Source organism: Rhodococcus sp. DT1 (assembly GCF_049844875.1).
Lineage (GTDB): Bacteria > Actinomycetota > Actinomycetes > Mycobacteriales > Mycobacteriaceae > Rhodococcus.
Window position 1 is genome coordinate 156,037 of sequence record NZ_JBNCLW010000004.1, and the last position, 17,544, is coordinate 173,580.

At 67.3% G+C, this 17,544-nt stretch carries 13 protein-coding genes; 6 read left to right on the plus strand and 7 right to left on the minus strand.

Annotation, left to right across the window (positions count from 1 at the left end):
• Positions 1–39: 39 nt before the first annotated feature.
• Positions 40–642: a histidine phosphatase family protein gene (locus tag ACLQ3J_RS11390; protein WP_378527226.1), complete on the plus strand. Its 603-nt coding sequence runs from the start codon at positions 40–42 to the stop codon at positions 640–642.
• Positions 643–664: 22 nt separating this feature from the next.
• On the opposite strand, the gene ACLQ3J_RS11395 is transcribed toward ACLQ3J_RS11390, so the two are convergent.
• Entirely contained in the window at positions 665–1,270 is a 606-nt protein-coding gene (locus tag ACLQ3J_RS11395; RefSeq protein ID WP_422424385.1) for a GNAT family N-acetyltransferase, read from the minus strand.
• Between the two features lie 260 nt (positions 1,271–1,530).
• Here ACLQ3J_RS11395 and ACLQ3J_RS11400 point away from each other — a divergent pair, with 260 nt between their 5' ends.
• Positions 1,531–2,172, plus strand: a complete 642-nt coding sequence (locus ACLQ3J_RS11400) for an MSMEG_1061 family FMN-dependent PPOX-type flavoprotein (RefSeq protein WP_296550661.1) — start codon at positions 1,531–1,533, stop codon at positions 2,170–2,172.
• Positions 2,173–2,185: 13 nt separating this feature from the next.
• On the opposite strand, the gene ACLQ3J_RS11405 is transcribed toward ACLQ3J_RS11400, so the two are convergent.
• The 4 genes from ACLQ3J_RS11405 to ACLQ3J_RS11420 form a co-directional block, all read right to left on the minus strand.
• Positions 2,186–2,392: a hypothetical protein gene (locus ACLQ3J_RS11405; RefSeq protein WP_296550662.1), complete on the minus strand. Its 207-nt coding sequence runs from the start codon at positions 2,390–2,392 to the stop codon at positions 2,186–2,188.
• Positions 2,389–3,150 (minus strand): hypothetical protein, encoded by a 762-nt coding sequence (locus ACLQ3J_RS11410; protein ID WP_296550663.1) that lies wholly within the window; start codon positions 3,148–3,150, stop codon positions 2,389–2,391. The genes ACLQ3J_RS11405 and ACLQ3J_RS11410 overlap by 4 nt, the downstream gene beginning before the upstream one ends.
• Before the next feature lie 94 nt (positions 3,151–3,244).
• Positions 3,245–4,762 (minus strand): carotenoid oxygenase family protein, encoded by a 1,518-nt coding sequence (locus tag ACLQ3J_RS11415; protein WP_296550664.1) that lies wholly within the window; start codon positions 4,760–4,762, stop codon positions 3,245–3,247.
• 15 nt (positions 4,763–4,777) lie between these two features.
• A complete protein-coding gene (locus ACLQ3J_RS11420; protein WP_296550665.1) occupies positions 4,778–5,998 on the minus strand; it encodes an acetyl-CoA acetyltransferase in 1,221 nt (406 codons plus the stop codon).
• A gap of 155 nt (positions 5,999–6,153) precedes the next feature.
• Here ACLQ3J_RS11420 and ACLQ3J_RS11425 point away from each other — a divergent pair, with 155 nt between their 5' ends.
• The 4 genes from ACLQ3J_RS11425 (at position 6,154) to ACLQ3J_RS11440 (ending at position 11,138) form a co-directional block, all read left to right on the plus strand.
• Positions 6,154–7,095, plus strand: coding sequence for a winged helix-turn-helix transcriptional regulator (locus tag ACLQ3J_RS11425; protein WP_296550666.1), 942 nt, complete (start codon positions 6,154–6,156; stop codon positions 7,093–7,095).
• A 104-nt stretch (positions 7,096–7,199) separates the two neighbouring features.
• Positions 7,200–8,387: an acetyl-CoA C-acyltransferase gene (locus ACLQ3J_RS11430; RefSeq protein WP_425903275.1), complete on the plus strand. Its 1,188-nt coding sequence runs from the start codon at positions 7,200–7,202 to the stop codon at positions 8,385–8,387.
• A gap of 49 nt (positions 8,388–8,436) precedes the next feature.
• Positions 8,437–10,170, plus strand: a complete 1,734-nt coding sequence (locus ACLQ3J_RS11435) for a class I adenylate-forming enzyme family protein (RefSeq protein ID WP_425903276.1) — start codon at positions 8,437–8,439, stop codon at positions 10,168–10,170.
• Entirely contained in the window at positions 10,167–11,138 is a 972-nt protein-coding gene (locus ACLQ3J_RS11440) for an NAD(P)H-dependent flavin oxidoreductase (protein ID WP_425903277.1), read from the plus strand. Before ACLQ3J_RS11435 ends, ACLQ3J_RS11440 begins: the two co-directional genes overlap by 4 nt.
• 64 nt (positions 11,139–11,202) lie before the next feature.
• On the opposite strand, the gene ACLQ3J_RS11445 is transcribed toward ACLQ3J_RS11440, so the two are convergent.
• Complete coding sequence (locus tag ACLQ3J_RS11445) at positions 11,203–12,654, minus strand: glutamate synthase subunit beta (RefSeq protein ID WP_425903278.1); 1,452 nt, start codon at positions 12,652–12,654, stop codon at positions 11,203–11,205.
• Entirely contained in the window at positions 12,647–17,242 is a 4,596-nt protein-coding gene (gltB, locus tag ACLQ3J_RS11450) for a glutamate synthase large subunit (protein WP_425903279.1), read from the minus strand. Before gltB ends, ACLQ3J_RS11445 begins: the two co-directional genes overlap by 8 nt.
• Positions 17,243–17,544 lie beyond the last annotated feature (302 nt).

A 17,544-nucleotide genomic window follows, 5' to 3' on the forward strand; every position in this document is an offset into this window, starting at 1 on the left:
GTTTCACGTGAAACCGCCGCACCTGGCATCGTGAAGTCCGTGCAGCTACTTCTGATCCGCCACGCTGAGCCGAACAACGCGCGTTCCGGCAACGGCCTCCCGGTCGACCCGCCGCTCACGGAGGGCGGACGACGGCAAGCCGAGCGTCTCCCGGACGCGCTCGCGCCGTACCGGATCACGCGGCTGTTCTCGAGCCCCCAGCAGCGCGCGGCCCAGACCGCGGAACCGGTTGCCGCGACCCGGCAGCTCGAGGTCGAACGGGTGGAGGATCTCGCCGAGTACGACTACGGCCTCGACCACTACCTCACCATCGAGACCGCCAAGAATGTCGCGTCGGACGCCTACGCCCGAATCCGTGCCGGCGAGCTACCGGACTTCGTCGACGCGGAACTTTTCCGCACCCGGGTGCTGCGGGGACTCGACCATGTCGTGGCCTCGTGCGACCACTCCGACACCGCTGCGATCTTCGTGCACGGCGGAGTGGTCAACGTGGTGCTGCAAGACCTGCTCGGTCTTCCGCGACCGCTGATGTTCCCGATCGAATACACGTCGGTCACCCGCATCCTGGTTTCACGCACGGGAACTCGCCGGGTCGCCTCGATCAACGAGACCGGCCACGTGAGGGACACCCTGCGGGTGTAAATCGGTGCCGACCCAGCCCCGGTTACCGCCGGGTGCGCGGAGTGGCCAGGCGCATGACGACCCGGGGCGCGCCGCCGAGGGTTCCCCGCACGGGCGCGACCTCGACGAACCCGGCCTTCTCGAACATCGAGCGCAACCCCGGGTAGGTGAACACGGCATCGACCTTGTCTCCGGTATCGAGGGGATAGCCCTCGACGACCTCGGCGCCGTGCTCACGTGCGAACGCGATCGCTCCGAGCAGGAGTTGCTGTCCGATACCCCTGCGGCGCCGCCGCCCCTTCGTACGGAGACAGAAGATCGACCACGGATCGACCCCGTCCACCAGTGGATAGGTCTCCGTGTCCTGCAACGCGGCGACCCGGGAGCGGGGTGCGACGCCCGCCCATCCGACCACCTCTCCGTCGAGATACGCGAGGATTCCCGGGGCCGGACGGTGAGCGCACATCTCGAACACCCGCTCCCGGCGCTCGCCGGCGTCCAGTCCGGCCGCCTCCGCGCCGAGGCGGTAGGTGAGACACCAGCACGCCAGGGCGTCCGGCCGTCGCTTGGGACCCAGCATCTCGGTCACGTCGTCGAAGGCCCGCTGTGTAGCCGACCGGAACTTCATGACCGTCGACTCGGCGCTCATAGGCTCGGCGAGGTCTCGGCTGCCTTCTCCATGGTTCCCACCGTAAACAGATATCCCGGCATGCCTGCGCCGGTTTTACACTCCGGTTATAAGGCGAGCGTGAAGCGTGACATCGAACGACTCCGCGCGCCGGGGTGCCGTTCGTCTCCCCACATGGCCGCGCCGGTTGTGTCGCCCGTCGGGTAGGAGAGGAAGAACCCTGTTCCGGGTGCAGACGCCGCCGACCCGGTTGGTACGGTCACCGCCGGAGGTGGCACCGGATGGATGCGGACAGGATCGACGAGCTCGTGCAGAACGGGCTCAGCACACAACACGAACTCGAGGCGGTCCTCGGGGCACCGCATCCGGCGATCGTCGACAAGGCCCGACCGCATCTGACGCCGCTCATCCGCAACTTTCTGTCGCTCGCCCGCTTCTTCACCCTCGCGACCGCCGATGCCGCGGGCAACTGCGACTGCTCCCCTCGGGGCGACCTCACGTCTTCGGTGCTGGTCCTCGACGACCACACGATCGTGTTGCCGGACCGGCCGGGAAACCGGCGCGCCGACTCCTACCGGAACATCCTCGAGAACCCGCACGTGGGTTTGCTCTTCTTCGTCCCCGGCGACGAAGAAGTTCTGCGGATCAACGGCCGTGCCACTCTCTCGACCGACCCCGAGCTTCTCGAGAAGCTGTCGCTGAGCGGGAAGCCGGCTCTGCTCGCGGTGATCGTCCGCATCGACGAAGTGTTCCTGCACTGCGCCCGCGCGATGCTCCGCGCGAAGCTCTGGGACGCGACGACGTATCCGAAACACGAACTCGTCCCCAGCATGCGCGATATGCACGCCGAACTCGTCTCCATCGACGTCCCCGCCGACGCCGAAGCCGGGAAGCGCGAACTCTATCGCGAATACCTGTACTGAGGTCGTGCCCGGCTCACGCCTTGGATGCGATCCAATCCCGTAGCCAGCGGGTCGCGGTGGTGCCACGTTCGTCGACCGGGTGGTTCGAATAGTCCTGATGGATCTGCGATCGGTAGAACTCGCGGATCTGGGCCTCGCGACGCCCGTTGGCGTCGGGCGTGAGGTGTTCGAGCAAGGGCGTGGAACAGTACAGGTCGCCGCACGCCGGGATCGTCCTCACCGGACGACGGTGACCTGCCCGCCGCCGATGTTCGTCACGAAGACGTTGCCCGTCCCGTAGTCCACATCGGTGCCCGGTACCGATCGGTCGACCACGCTCGCTCCGGTCCCTGCCGGAGGATCGACCACGGCGATATCCGGACCGAAAAGGTTGGTGACGTAGACGTTTCCGGTGACCGGATCGGTGATCACCGCGCCGGGGGGTGGCGGAACCGATGGGGGCAGCGGTCCCGGGTCGCCGTCCGTGACGGTGACCGCACCGGTGCCGATGTTCGTCACGAACACGCCGTCGGTGCCCGCGTCGACCGATATCTCCGGCATCCCGGGATCCGGCGGGGGTGTGCTCGGCGCCGCGGGTTCCGGTGTGACCGACCGGCGGTCGACGGCGACCGCGCCCGTTCCGAAGTTCGTCACCGCGACGTTGCCGACGCCCCCGTCGACGCGCATCTCGACGAATGCCGTCGACACCTCGGTGCGTCCCGCAACCCGGCCCTCCGGGTGGCTCACGCTCACCGTGCCCGGGCCGACATTGGTGATGCAGGCGTTGCCGGTGCCGCCCTCGACGCCGAGAAGCCGTGGGCCGTCGAAGCCGAACACGGCGGGGACAGGATCGGCCCCGTCCACCGAGACGATTCCGCCGGCGTTCTGGATGCACGCTCCCGCCGGGTCGGCAGCGGCGGCCGGAGCCGTCGAGACACCCGCCCCGGCGATGCACGCACCGACCGTGAGGAGCGTCCATCGCCGTCGCGAAACAGTCATGGGCAGAACGGTAACCGCTCCGTCGCCGGTGAGCGGAAGAACGACGGTAACTCGAATCGGCGACGTGTCTACACCGCCCGCCGGCACACCCTGGTTACAAACCGACTGCGTCCTCGGGCCGCTCGGCGGTTCGCCACCCGGGGATCTCCGCACCCGACGCCCACGTGGAGTGCGTGCCCGAACTGACCCGTTCCGGAAGACGAATCCGGGCGACCGGGCCGTCGGCGAGACGCTGTGCGTCGAAGACGAGGCACTCGGACAGATCACGGTTCATGTCGACGGTCATGGTGACGAGGTATCCGTCGTCCTCACCCGAAGACCCGATCCGCGGCGCCATCACGGTTTCGCTTCCGAACACTCCCTCACCGAGCGCGTAGTGCTCCTCGGCGCCGGTCAGCGAGTCGTGCTTGACGAGGCCGTCGAACAGGAACCACCCGGGCAGGCCCGTCGCCGCATACGTGTAGCGGTGCGGTACTCCCGTGTGTACGGGACTGATCATGCCGAACTCCGTGACCCGTTCGGAGAGGCGCTCTTCCGTGACGCCGCCGGTGCGCAGGTTCAGGCGCCACCGGTGCAGGTGCGTGCCCATTCTGTCGAGAGCGAGAAAGCGGAACATGCGCTGGTAGATCGACCCGTTCCCGGTGTCCTCCGGCTCGGGTGTCTCCTGGTGGAACCCTTCCAGGACGATCTCGTCGCCGTCCTCGTAGGCATTCGTCCAGTGCAGGACGTAAGTGGGAGCCGCGTCGAACCACCTGATCTCGCTCCCGCCGCCGCGCCGCGGGAGCACGCCGAGGCGCATCGGAATATCGGGGTGGAAACGCGAGACGTACTTACCCGCCGCGAGAGCCTCGGGTATCCAGAAGAGCGGGCAGTCGTTGAGGATGGCGTAGTTCTCGGTGAAGGCCATGTCGTGGGGTAGCCGAGGACCGGGCAATTCGATGTCGGTGTAGTGCACGAGTTTGTCGGACGAGTCGACGACGCCGTAATGCATGTACGGCGCGTCCGTTCCGTAGTTGAAGAAGAGCATCTCCCCGGTACGGTGATCGACCTTGGGATGCGCCGACACTCCGAGATTCGACGGGAAGTCGCCGCCCCACTCCGCTTTGCCGACGGTCTCGAGCGACATCGGATCCACCCGGTACAAGTCGCCGCACTGCCAGAAACTGGTGAGTGCAACCCCGTTGTGCACGGTGACATCCGTGCTCGATCCGTCCTTCATCCTTGTGCGCGCACCCCAGCCGTCGGTGCGTTCCGACTTCGCCGGATTCTCGGCGATTCCCGCCCAGAGCGCGCGACCGGCTTCCTGCTCGGCGACGAAGCCGTCCGTCTGGACGAAACGGTTCCGGTAGAACGCCTTCCCGTCGCGGAAGCCGACGACATGCACCATGCCGTCACCGTCGAACGGGTGGTAGCGGCCCTGCTGGGCAGGGTGCACCGGATTCTCGGTGTTCCGGATGTACACCCCGTCGAGATCGGCGGGCAGTTCCCCGACGACCTCGAGATCGTCGGCGCGGTGCTCGGTGACCTGGGGTCGCCACGGCCCGGTGCGATAGGGGTGATCGTCGTCGGTGGGCAGCGTCGACAATGCGCGGCCGAGAATTTCGAGGTCCATCGATGCTCCTTCGGCTCAGCCGATGATGAGGGATACGGAAGTGGTGGTGCTACCACCGAAGTTGAAGGTGGCCGCCCGTCGGGCGCCGTCGACCTGGTAGGCGCCGGCGGTGCCCGTGACCTGGCGATGGCAGTCCAGAGCCATGCGCACGCCCGTGGCCCCCACCGGGTGTCCTCCGCCCAGGAGTCCCCCACTGGGGTTCATGGGCATCCGGCCGCCGATCTCGAGATCGCCGGCTTCCACGGCGCGCCAGCTTTCGCCGGGCGGCGTGAGGCCGAAGTGGTCGATCGCCACGTACTCGCTGATGCTGAAGCAGTCGTGCGTTTCGATCAGGTCGAGTTCGTCCACACCTCCGATTCCGGCGCGCCCGTATGCGTCGGCGACGGTGTCGGCGAGGTGCGGGAACATCAAGCCGCCGCCCGAACTGCGTGCGAGCTTCTCGTCGAGGGAGAGCCCGACGGTGCGGTGACCCCAGCCGAGAATCCGGGAGCGGGGGGCCGCGTCGAACTCCGGATGCCGGGCGACGTACCGATCGCTGACGAGGACCACGCCTGCTCCTCCGTCGGTGAGGGGGCCGCAGTCGATCTTGCGCAGGCTGCCCTCCACGAGCGGATTGGCGGTGTCGTCGGCCGTGAACGATTCGGGGGAATAGGACCGTGTCCGGGTCTGCGCGCGAGGATTGCTCCGGGCGTTGCGGATATTGAGTTCGGAGATGGCCCACAGGTGCGCCGGGTCGAGTCCGTACCGGGTCGTGTACTCGCCGGCGATGCGATCGAACATGTAGGGCCACATGAATTTTGCGTCCTGGCCCTCTCGTCCCACCCACGCGGCCGGACTCATGTAGTTCGTGCCGATATCGCCCGGCACGGTCTTCTCGAGTTCGACACCGAGGACGAGTGCGCAGTCGTAACGCCCTGATTCGAGGTCGGCCATCGCGGCGAGAATCGCCAGAGAGCCCGACGCACATGCTCCCTCGTGCCGGCTCGCGGGAACGTCCCACAGTTCGGGGATCATGGACGCCGGCATCGCCCCGAGGTGACCCTGCCCGGTGTAGAGCTGGCCGAAGGCATTGCCCACGTGGACGACGCCGACCTCGCTCGCGTCGATCCCCGCGTCGTCGAGCGTGCGGCGCGCGACCTCGGCGGTGAGATCGCCGATGTCGAAGCCTTCCTTGGTGACGTTGCGGGCGAAGTCGCTCTGATAGCCGCCGGCGATCCACACCTGAGCTGATGTCATGTCGTCTCGCTTTCGAGATCGGTTCGACGGGTCGGTGGAGGTCTTGGGAGAGTAGTTCCGCGACGGTGAAGCCCGCCGTCCCCGTTTAGTACAGTTATTGAAGCATCTTGGTGTGAGCCACGCAACGACGGATGCGCACCGGAGGAGGTTGGCCCGTGACCCGAAGCAACACCGTGCCGAGCGACCGGACTGCGACCGTCAATCCGGTCGCCGCCACGCTCGATCTGCTCGGCGACCGCCTCACACTCGCGCTGCTCGGACACGCGTTCGTGAGCGGCACGACCCGCTTCAACCAGTGGCTCGAACTCACGGGTGCCCCGTCCTCGGTGCTGACCGACCGGCTCCAGTCACTGGCAGCGGCCGGTGTGCTGGAACGCTCTCCGCAGTCGGCCGGCTCGGATCGGCACGACTACCTGCTGACCGATCTGGGGACCGCCACCTGGCCGATCCTGGTGTGCATCTGGAGCTGGCAACGGGAGTGGACACCCGAAGGTGCGTGGCAGCCCGACCTGGTGCACGACGTGTGCGGGCACCGTGGTCCCGCCGTCATCCGCTGCGGATCCTGCGGCACTGTCGTCACCACCCACGACACGGACATCGAGATGGATGCGGAAGCGATCTGGACCGTGACCTCCGGTGCCCGGCGGCGCTCCACCCGCGGGCCCGCCGGCAAGAACGTGTCGGCAGACATGCAGTTCAACGCGGTGATGGAGGCTCTGGGTGATCGCTGGAGCGGCGCGATCACCGGTCTCGCACTGGCCGGAGCCCGCCGGTTCGGAGAATTCCGGTCGGCGCTGGACATCTCCCCGACGACGCTCACCGATCGCCTCGCCCGCCTGTGCGCCGCGCAGATCCTCGGCCACCCGTCCGGTACCGACCGCCAGTACCGCCTGACGCACCGCGGTCGTGCGCTGTTCGGTGTGTTCGTCTTCCTGATCCGGTGGTCCACACAGGCCTTCCCGGAGGCGCCCGGGCCGCTACGGATCCTGCACCGCGAGTGCGGCGCGATCCTGCATCCGGAACTTCAGTGCAGGGGGTGCGACGGGCCCGTGGACCGGCACAGTGCCCGGATCGAGCCGATGTTGCCCCATCCCTGACGCGGGCCTTTGGTCCCCATCTTGACACCGAGCGACGTCACCCGGTATCACTTCGTTAGCTGTAGTGACTCGGGTCACGACATTCAACGAGTCGGAGCAAATCTGTGAATCGGAGCAATCCCCCGTACATCTACGACGCCGTCCGCCTCCCCCGTGCCCGCGTGCGCAAGAGCGGCGGCACCCTGGCGGGCGTACGTCCGGTCGAGCTGATCGCCCGGCTTCTCACCGCACTCGACGAACGCTGCGGTGCATCCGAGGTTGTGGACGACGTGCTCCTCGGAATCAGCACAGCCACCGGAGAACAGGCCGGCGACCTCACCAGAGCGGCCGTGCAGTGGGCGGGCTGGCCCGATCACATCCCCGGCGGCGTCGTCTCCCGGTTGTGCTGCTCCGGGCTCGATGCCATCGAAAGCGCAGCCGCACGGGTGGCCGCCGGTACGGCGCGCGCGGTGGTCGCGGGGGGCGTCGAATCGATGTCCCGGGTGCCGATGTTCTCCGATTCGCCCCCGATCGCTGTGGACCCCGAACTCGGTGAACGCACCGGGTTCGTCACCATCGGGGTGTCGGCCGATCTCACGGCGGCACGGTACGGGTTCACCCGCGAGTTGCTCGATGCCTACGCGGTCGCCTCGCACGGGCGTGCCGCCACCGCGCCCCCCTCGCCGTCACTGATCAGCATGAAAGTCGGCGATACCGAACTCGATTCGGACGAGGGCCCGCGCCCCGGAGTGACACTCGACGATTTCGCCGCGCTGCCCGCACTCTTCGGAGAAGACGCCGGGTGGGAGCGGGTCGCCCGCCGGTTACCGGATTCACCGCGCCCGGCGGCGGGACTGCACACAATCGCCACCGCCCCTCAGCTGGCAGACGGAGCCTCCGCGATTCTGATCGGTGACGCCGAAGCCGGTGCGGCCCTGTCGATGCGGCCCCGCGCCCAAATCGTCGGGACGGCGCAGAGCGCGGTCCGCTCACCGCTCCTGACCGCTCCCGTGGTCGCCTCGAACCGGGCGCTCGCACGTGCCGGCATCACGGCGCAGGACCTCGACGTTGTCGAAATCAACGAATCCTTCGCCGTGACACCGTTGATGATGATCGAGGAACTGCACCTCGACCCGGCCCGCGTCAATGTCCACGGCGGCGCTCTCGCCGTCGGACATCCGCTCGGGGCCACCGGCGGCATTCTCGTGGCTCACGCACTCGACCAGCTCGAACGCACCGGAGGCGAGCACGCGCTCGTCACCATCCCCGCAGCCCTCGGTCTCGGCACAGCCCTGGTGCTCCGCCGGCTGTGAGCGATACCCGCGACCACTTTCCCACCCGGACTTCGCGAAAGGCCCCCTGATGTCCACACCGCTTTCCCACCCGCCCACCGCACGCGCGTGTCATCCCGACGCCACAGTCTCCGAATACCTGGAACGGGGCTGGTGGCAGGACGAGACGCTCCCGGACCTCTTCGATTCCTGGGTACAGCGCAGGCCTTCGCATGCCGCGACCACCGACCCGGCCAATTTGGCGGATCTCACCGGGGCACAGCCCCGGTCGCTGACGTGGCAGGAACTCGACGAGTTCGTGCGGCGGGTCGCAGCCGTATTCCACGCGCGCGGAATACGGCAGGACGACACGGTTGCCGTGCAGATGCCCAATTCGGTCGCCCTCACCGCCACCTACCTGGCACTGTGGCGCCTCGGCGCCGTGGCGACCCCGATGCCCGCGTCGTATCGCCGTCACGAACTGTCCGGCATCGTCGATGCGTGTTCTGCCGTCGCCGTCGTCACTGTGGGTAGACTCGGCGACCGCTCGCTCGCCACCGAAGCGTCGGAACTGGCCTCCGGCCACCGGACCCTCGGCACCGTATTCGCTTTCGGACCGCACGTGCCGGAACAGGCCGTCGAGATCGACACCGCATCGGTGCCCACACCCCATCTCGACGAGGCCGATGCCTATGCGGCCGCAGTGGTGCGCACGGTCAACGACCGGGTCACCGTGTGCTGGACGAGCGGTACCGAGGCGGCGCCCAAGGGCGTACCCCGGTGCCACGCCGATTGGCTCGCGGTGGGCCGAGGGGTGCAGGACGGCCTCGAAACCACGGAGGATTCCGTGCTCGTGAACCCGTTCCCCTTGGTGAACATGGCCGGGTTCGCAGCGGCGTTGCTGCCCTGGCTCCTCGGTGGAGGTCACCTCGTCCACCACCACCCCCTGGACATCGCGGTCTATCTGGGCCAGATCCAGCACCACCGGGCCACCCACACCACCATGCCCCCGGCGATCCTGACGATGCTGCTCAAGAACGACGCCCTGCGCGGCAAGTTCGACCTTTCGTCGCTCACGCGCGTCGGGGCGGGTGGCGCACCGCTGCCGCCGTCCGTCGTGGCGTCCTGGCAGAACGACCACGGGGTCGAGGTGATCAATTTCTTCGGATCCAACGAGGGCGTGTGCCTTCTCGGTGCACCGGGCGATATCCCGGACCCGACCGTCCGCGCGCAGCATCTGCCCAACTACGCGGCGCCGGACCGGTCCTGGGTGGTGCGTCTGAGCCGCAGCACCGAGGTACGCCTCATCGATCCCGTGACCGGCGCCCTGGTCGACACCATCGGCGGCCGCGGCGAACTCCGGTTGAAGGGGCCCACCGTCTTCGCGGGTTACCTCGAGGGCACCGCGACGTCGTCCCCGTTCGACAAGGACGGCTTCCTCTGCAGCGGTGACGTTTTCGAGTTGTGCGGTGAACACGGCGAGTACCTGCGCTTCGTCGACCGCATCAAGGAGATCGTCATCCGGGGCGGTATGAATATCGCACCGGCAGAGATCGAAGGGCTGCTGCAGGACCACCCGGCGGTGGCCGAAGTCGCGATCATCGGTATCCCCGACGAAGTACTCGGCGAAAAATGCTGTGCGGTCGTGGTTCCCACCGCCGGCGTCACCCCGACACTCGACGACCTCACGGCGCACCTTCGCGCGCGGGACATCGCGTCGTTCAAACTGCCCGAACGCATCGAACTCGTCGACACCTTGCCGCGCAACGCGGTAGGCAAACTGTTGCGACGCCACATCCGCACCGACCTCCTGGAATCCCTATGAGCATGTCCACAGCACCCCACCCCACTCCGATCGACGTTCCCGCGCGCGTGCGCGTCCCGGTAGTCGCGGCCCCGATGTTCCTGGTGTCCGGCCCGGAACTCGTCATCGCGGCGAGCGCGGCCGGAATCGTGGGCTCCTTCCCCACGCCCAACTGCCGCACGACCGCCGAACTCGACCGTTGGATGGGGACGATCTCCGACGGTGTCGCCGCCGCGGGACCGGATGCCGCGCCGTGGGCGGTGAACCTGGTGACCCACCGCTCCAACCAGCGTCTCGAGGAGGACTTGCGCCTGGTCGCCGAGCATCGCCCGCCTGTGGTCATCACGGCTCTGGGGTCTCCGGAACCGGTGATGGAGACGGTCAAGGGATACGGCGGACTGGTGCTCGCCGATGTGGTGTCCGTCCGGCTCGCCCGGAAAGCCGCCGGCTTCGGAGTCGACGGACTCGCGTGCATCTCGGCGGGAGCCGGGGGGCACACGGGCCATCTCTCCCCGTTCGCGTTCGTCTCCGCCGTACGGCAGTTCTTCGACGGGCTGCTCGTCATCGGCGGGGGCATCGCCGACGGCTGGGGTGTGGCAGGTGCCGTCGCGGCCGGCGCCGATCTCGTCTACATGGGCACCCGGTTCCTCACGGCGACGGAAAGCATGGCGTCCGCCGACTACAAGCAGATGGTCGTCGAGCACGGACCGGACGATCTCGTCGTCAGCTCCGGCATCACCGGGACCAGCGCCTCGTGGTTGCGTCCCAGCCTGGTTGCGAACGGTCTCGATCCCGACGCCCTCACCGCACCGGCCAGCCGTGACTACAACGCCGGTGCGGACGTGCAGGGGCGGTGGAAGAACATCTGGGCCGCGGGCCAGGGTCTGGGCCTGATCGACGGTGTCACGCCGGTGAAATCCATCGTCGACGACCTCGCCGCCGAATACGCGGCCGCGACAAGCCGCTTCGCAGGCCGGACTCTTCGGTAGGTCCGGGAAGAGACAAACGGGGCCGCACACTCTCGTGTGCGGCCCCGCTTGTCGTTCGGCAGCGTCAGCGCTGCGGCATCGTGCTGGTGGTGATCGGAACGGGAAGCGCCGTTGCTCCCTCGAGGAATCGATCCACTGCCGCCGCGCATGCGCGACCCTCGGCGATGGCCCACACGATGAGAGACTGGCCACGCCCCATGTCGCCGGCGACGAACACGCCGTCGACATTGGTGGACCACTCCTCGGAGCGGGCGACGTTGCCGCGCTCGTTGAGGTCAACACCGAGATCCGTGAGCAGGCCCGGCTTCTCGGGCCCGACAAAGCCCATCGCGAGGAGGACGAGATCGGCTTCGAGTTCGAAGTCGCTTCCCTCGACCTTTTCGAAACGGCCGTTCACCATGCGCACCTCGTGGGCGCGGAGACCCGTGACCTTGCCGTCCTCGCCGACGAACTGCTCGGTGTTGACGGAGAAGACGCGGTCGCCACCCTCTTCGTGTGCCGAAGAGATGCGGTACATCAACGGGTACGTCGGCCACGGCGTCGAGTCGGCGCGCTGCTCCGGCGGGCGCGGCATGATCTCGAACTGGCTGACGCTCACCGCACCCTGACGGTGTGACGTACCGAGGCAGTCGGCACCGGTGTCGCCGCCACCGATGATGACGACCTTCTTACCTTCCGCCGTGATGGTCGGCGCGGGGAGGTCACCGAACTGGACACGGTTGGCGATCGGCAGGAACTCCATCGCCTGATGGATCCCGTCGAGTTCGCGTCCGGGAATGGGCAGATCGCGCGCCACCGTCGCACCGCCGGCGAGGACCACGGCGTCGAACTGCTCGCGCAGTTCGTCGGCCGTGATGTCGACCCCGACATTCACTCCGGTCCGGAAGACGGTGCCCTCGGCCTCCATCTGTGCGAGACGGCGGTCGATGAACCGCTTCTCCATCTTGAACTCGGGAATGCCGTAGCGGAGCAGTCCGCCGATGCGGTCGGCCCGCTCGAACACCGTGACCGTGTGCCCCGCGCGCGTAAGCTGCTGCGCCGCAGCAAGTCCTGCCGGACCCGACCCGACGACCGCCACCTTGCGACCGGTGAGCTTCGACGGCGGCACCGGCTTGACGCGGTTGTCCTCGAAGGCCTTCTCGATCAGCTCGACCTCGACCTGCTTGATCGTCACCGGATCCTGGTTGATGCCCAGGACACACGACGCCTCACAGGGTGCCGGGCACAGCCGCCCGGTGAACTCCGGGAAGTTGTTGGTGGCGTGGAGGCGTTCGATGCCGTCCTCCCACTTGCCCTTGTACGCCAGGTCGTTCCACTCGGGAATCAGGTTTCCGAGCGGACAGCCGTTGTGGCAGAAGGGAATACCGCAGTCCATGCAGCGACTCGCCTGGACCTGGAGGGTCTCGAGCGGGAAAGGCTCGTAGACCTCCTTCCAGTCGAGCAGCCGGAGGGGGACGGGACGACGGACCGGAGTCTCGCGCGACCCGTGCTTGAGGAAGCCGCTTGGATCACCCACGAGCTGCCTCCATGATCGCCTCGTCCACGTTCCCACCACGAATGGTGGCGTCCTTGATAGCCATGAGCACCTTCTTGTAATCGCGAGGCATGACCTTCGCGAAGTGGCTGACCTGTTGTGACCAGTCGGCCAGGATGCGGGCTGCAACGTCGGAGCCCGTTTCGTCACGATGCCGTTCGACCGCGCCCTTGAGCCAGACGAAGTCTTCGCCCTCGAGATCCTCGAGGTCGACCAGCTCGGTATTCAGGTTGTCCTCGAAGTCCTTGTCCGGGTTGTACACGAACGCGACGCCACCGGACATGCCCGCACCGAAGTTGCGGCCGGTCTTGCCGAGGATGACGACCTTGCCACCCGTCATGTACTCGCAGCCGTGGTCGCCGACGCCTTCGACGACGGCCGTGGCTCCGGAGTTGCGGACTGCGAAACGCTCGCCTGCGACACCGCGGATGAGAACCTCACCGCCGGTGGCACCGAACAGGATCACGTTGCCGGCAATGATGTTGTCTTCCGGCACGAATCCCGGTGCGGCGTCGAGCGGGGGACGCACGACGATGCGGCCACCCGACAAGCCCTTGCCGACGAAGTCGTTCGCGTCCCCGTACAGGCGCAGCGTGATACCGCGAGGCACGAAGGCACCGAAGCTGTTACCGGCCGATCCCGTCAACGTGATGTCGATCGTGCCGTCCGGCAGGCCGTCCTTGCCGTACTTCTTGGTGACCTCGTGGCCGAGCATCGTGCCGACCGTGCGGTTGACGTTCGCGACGGCCGTGTCGATCTCGACGGGCGTGCCGGACTCGAGAGCCTGCTGCGCCTTGGCGATCAGGTCGTTGTCGAGCGCCTTGTCGAGTGCGTGGTCCTGTTCCTTGGTGCAGTGCATGTCCTGCTCGCCGTAGATCGGCGAGGTGACCTTCTGCAGCAACGGCGACAGGTCCAGCTTCGACGCGCGGTAGTGGTCCACGGCCTTGCGGGTGTCGAGGCAGTCGACCTGCCCGATCGCCTCGTCGAGACTGCGGAAGCCCAGCTCCGCGAGGTACTCGCGCACCTCTTCGGCGATGTAGAGCATGAAGTTCTCGACGAACTCCGGCTTGCCGGTGAAACGCTTGCGCAGCACGGGGTTCTGCGTCGCGACACCCACGGGGCAGGTGTCGAGATGACAGACGCGCATCATGACGCAACCCGAGACCACGAGCGGCGCGGTGGCGAAACCGAACTCCTCGCCTCCGAGCAGCGCCGCGACGATGACGTCGCGGCCCGTCTTCATCTGGCCGTCGACCTGCACCACGATGCGGTCGCGCAGACCGTTGAGCATGAGCGTCTGCTGGGTCTCGGCCAGGCCGATCTCCCACGGTGCGCCGGCGTGCTTGAGCGAGGTCAGCGGCGACGCGCCGGTGCCACCGTCGTGACCGGAGATGAGCACCACGTCGGCATGCGCCTTGGACACGCCCGCCGCGACCGTGCCGACGCCGAGTTCGGACACCAGCTTCACGTGGATGCGGGCTTCCGGGTTGGCGTTCTTCAGGTCGTGGATCAGCTGGGCCAGATCCTCGATGGAGTAGATGTCGTGGTGCGGCGGCGGCGAGATCAGGCCGACACCCGGCGTGGAACCACGCACCTCGGCGACCCACGGGTACACCTTGTGCGGCGGGAGCTGTCCACCCTCGCCGGGCTTGGCGCCCTGCGCCATCTTGATCTGGATATCGGTGCAGTTCGTCAGGTAGTGCGACGACACACCGAACCGGCCGGACGCGACCTGCTTGATCGCCGAGCGCCGCCAGTCGCCGTTCTCGTCCGGCGTGAAGCGGTCGGGATGTTCGCCGCCCTCACCGGAATTCGATCGGCCGCCGAGACGGTTCATCGCGATCGCGAGAGTCTCGTGGGCCTCCGACGAGATGGAGCCGTAGCTCATCGCACCGGTGGAGAACCGCTTGACGATCTCGCTCGCCGGCTCGACCTCCTCGAGAGGCACGGCGGGGCGCAAACCGGTCTTGAACTCGAACAGGCCACGGAGCGACGCGAGCTGCTGCGACTGGTCGTCGACGAGCTTCGTGTACTCCTTGAACACCTTGTACTGACCGGTGCGGGTGGCGTGCTGGAGCTTGAACACCGTGTCCGGGTTGAACAGGTGGTACTCACCTTCACGACGCCACTGGTATTCACCGCCCACCTCGAGCTCGCGGTGCGCGTGCTCGGACGGCCGGTCGAGGAATGCCGACCGGTGACGGGCTGCCACGTCGTGGGCGATCTCTTCGAGGCCGACGCCCCCGAGCTGCGACTGCAGGCCGGTGAAGTACTCGTCGACGAGGTCCTGCGACAGGCCGATGACCTGGAACAGCTGCGCGCCCGTGTACGAGGCGAGCGTGGAGATGCCCATCTTGGACATCACCTTGAGGACGCCCTTCGACGCGGCCTTGATGTAGTTGGCGATGGCCTTGTCGAGGGTCATGCCCTCCGGCAGGTCGCCGTTCTGCAGCAACTCGTCGATGCTCTCGAACGCCATGTACGGATTGACCACGGCCGCACCGAAACCGCACAGCGCGGCGATGTGGTGCACCTCGCGGGCGTCGCCCGCCTCGACGAGCAGACCGACCTGCGTGCGCGTCTTCTCCCGCACGAGGTGGTGGTGCACCGCGGAGGTGAGCAGCAGCGACGGGATCGGCGCGAGCTTCTCGTCGGACTCGCGGTCCGACAACACGATCAGGCGTGCGCCCTTCTCGATGGCCTGGGACACCTGCGCGCGAATGCTCGCGAGCGCCCGCTCCAGACCGGCTCCGCCTTCCGCGACCGGGTACAGGCCGCGGATGATGACGCTGCTGAAGCCCGGGAACTGCTTCTCGTCGTTGACGTGGATGAGCTTCTGCAGATCGTCGTTGTCGATCACCGGTGCGGAGAGCAGGATGCGCCGGCACGACGCGGCGGTGGGGTCGAGCAGGTCGCCCTCGGGCCCGAGCATCCCACCCATACTGGTGACGATCTCTTCGCGGATCGCGTCCAGCGGCGGGTTGGTCACCTGCGCGAACAGCTGCGAGAAGAAGTCGAACAGCATCCGCGGCCGCGACGACAGCACGGCGATCGGTGTGTCGGTGCCCATGGAACCGAGCGCCTCACCACCGGTGGCAGCCATCGGCTTGACGAGGAGGTCGACCTCTTCGTTGGTGTATCCGAACACCTGCTGCCGCAACACGACCCGCTCGTGCGACATGTAGGTGTACTTCGACTGCGGCAGGTCTTCGAGACGGGTGACGCCGTTTTCGACCCACTCCTGGTACGGGAGTTCGGCGGCGAGTTCGCGCTTGATCTCCTCGTCTTCGACGATGCGGCCCTTGGCCGTGTCGACGAGGAACATCCGGCCCGGCTGCAGGCGCCGCTTGCTCACGATCTTCTCGGCGGGGATGTCGAGCACACCCACCTCGGACGCCATCACGACCAGACCGTCGTCGGTGACCCAGGCGCGCGACGGGCGCAGACCGTTGCGGTCGAGCACCGCACCGATGACGACACCGTCGGTGAAGCACACCGACGCGGGGCCGTCCCACGGCTCCATGAGCGCGGAGTGGTACTCGTAGAACGCACGACGGGCCGGATCCATGGCCGTGTGCCGTTCCCACGCCTCCGGGATCATCATGAGCACCGCGTGCGGCAGGCTGCGGCCACCGAGGTGGAGAAGTTCGAGAACCTCGTCGAACCGCGCGGTGTCCGAGGCGCCCGGGGTGCACACCGGGAAGATCTTCTCGAGCTTGTCGCGACCGCCGAAGATGTCGCTGTTGATCAGTGCCTCACGTGCACGCATCCAGTTGGCGTTGCCGGTGACGGTGTTGATCTCGCCGTTGTGTGCGACGCGACGGAAGGGATGCGCGAGAGGCCACGACGGGAAGGTGTTCGTGGAGAAGCGCGAGTGCACCAGACCGAGAGCCGACTCGACGCGCTCGTCCTGGAGGTCCACGTAGAAGCCCTTGAGCTGCGGCGTGGTGAGCATGCCCTTGTAGACGAAGGTCGACGCCGACAGGCTCGGGAAGTACACGGTCTCGCGGCCGGGGCCGTCCTCGCCGGGGCCGTGGTGGCCGAGTTCGTGCTCGGTGCGCTTGCGCACCACGTAGGCACGGCGCTCGAGGTCGATGCCGGTCAGGGCGCGGGCGCCCGACGCGACGAAGATCTGGCGGAAGGTCGGCATGGCATCGATCGCCATGGAGCCGAGTTCCGACTCGTCCACGGGTACCTCACGCCAGCCGAGGACCTCGAGGCCCTCTTCCTCGACGATGCGGTTCACCTGTGCAACAGCCTCATCGGCGGCTTCCGCGCCCTTGGGCAGGAAGGCGATACCGGTCGCGTAGGCACCTTCCGCGGGAAGGTCGAAGTCGACGACAGCGCGGAAGTACGCGTCGGGAATCTGAATGAGGATGCCGGCGCCGTCGCCGGTGTTCTGCTCCGCTCCCGCAGCACCGCGATGCTCCAGGTTGACGAGCGCGGTGATCGCCTTCTCGACGATGTCGCGGCTTCGGCGACCGTGCATGTCGACAACGAACGCGACGCCACAGGAATCGTGCTCGTTCGAGGGGTGGTAGAGCCCTTGAGGCCCGGGGAGAAGAGTCATACCTAGCCTTCGTTGCGTGCGATAGCACCGACGACCAGCAGCGCTGATGGCCATCTACTGCCGTAGACGGGTATCGGCCGGGTGTCCCGATACCTTCGACACCGCCAGTATCCGCTCATCCGCGACGGTGCGGGTGCCTTTTGTCGGCAGCACGAGACGGGTCTGGCGACCGGTGGGACATCGTGGGCCCACCGCTCTGGAGGAAACGATATGCCAGGTCACCGGGGGTAATGCAACATAGGCTGCCCTACCTTGAGGCTGACCTGCGTAAATGCCCCGTTGACACGCCTGTGACGAGCCGT